Raw genomic sequence first — 1,007 nt, 5'->3', positions numbered from 1 at the left:
ACGAGGTCGGGGTGAGGGGTTTCCGCGGCCGGTAGCAGGGCAATGCCGAGGCCGTGCCCGACGAGGACCCGGATCGTCTCGAACTCGCTGATCTCGAATGCTACGTGCGGGTTGAACCCTGCATCGGCGCACCAGGAGTCGAGGCTCTGCCGCAGGTGGTAGGACGGCGGGCTGGCGATGAAGTGCTCCTGGGCGAGTTCCGCGAGGTCGACCTGTATGCGTCTGGCCAGCGGGTGGTTGTGTGAGACATGGAGCAGGATGCGCTGGTGTCCCAGGACAGTCACGGGCAGGTCGTCGGGCGGCGGGATCATCACGGCGAGGTCGAGGCGGCCGTCGCGCACCATCCCGGCGAGCGCTTCGCCGTGTGCCTGCACGAGATGCAGTCGAATTCTCGGCGCTACCCGGTGAAAGTCGGCGAGCAACGAGGGGATGCTCACCGGTCCGAGAGTGAGAGGGAAACCGAAGCGCACGAGACCGCTGTTGGGGTCGGCGTTGCTGCGCACAGCGCTCACAGCGTCATCGAGTGCCCACACCAGGTCTCGGGTTTGTTCGTGGAGTTCACGTCCGGCGGGAGTGAGTGAGACCCCTCGTCCGACCTGTTGGAACAGCGGCACGCCCAGCGTTTGCTCCAAGGCCTTGAGGCGCCGGCTCAGTGACGACTGCGGCACGCCGAGCAGGTCCGCTGCGCGGGTGATGTGGCCTTCGCGGGCAGCGGTGTCGAACGCGGCCAGCAGCGGAACCGTGGCCGCGGCCTCGTCGGAAAGAAACCGATCCATATTCGGATCATAAGTCCTTGATCTGGTCATTGGACGGATGAGTGGAGTGGGAGCACCCTGGGGACCACCACCGGCGACCAGGAGTGCGATCCCATGGACCACAGTGAATCAGTAAGCGCGGGAACGGGCATCGACCACGGGGTGGTCGACGTCGTCCTCATCGGTGGAGGCATCATGTCCGCGACGCTGGGCGCGTTGCTCGCCAGGTTGCAGCCCGACTGGTCGATTGTC

The 1,007-nt window shown here is 65.8% G+C and carries 2 protein-coding genes; one reads left to right on the top strand and one right to left on the bottom strand.

The genetic code is table 11. The features are described 5' to 3' along the window. Nucleotides 1-776: LysR family transcriptional regulator (locus ACFXMV_RS23195; protein ID WP_378503696.1), on the bottom strand; the 776-nt coding region annotated here is incomplete at its 3' end. A gap of 93 nt (nucleotides 777-869) precedes the next feature. Between ACFXMV_RS23195 and ACFXMV_RS23190 the strand changes: the two genes are divergently transcribed. Next, the coding region (locus ACFXMV_RS23190) for a malate:quinone oxidoreductase (protein ID WP_378503697.1) at nucleotides 870-1,007 on the top strand (138 nt) is incomplete at its 3' end.

The sequence above is a fragment of the Rhodococcus sp. NPDC059179 genome (genome assembly GCF_042754885.1).
Taxonomy (GTDB): Bacteria; Actinomycetota; Actinomycetes; order Mycobacteriales; family Mycobacteriaceae; genus Rhodococcus_G.
This window is presented reverse-complemented; position numbering and strand designations above follow the sequence as displayed.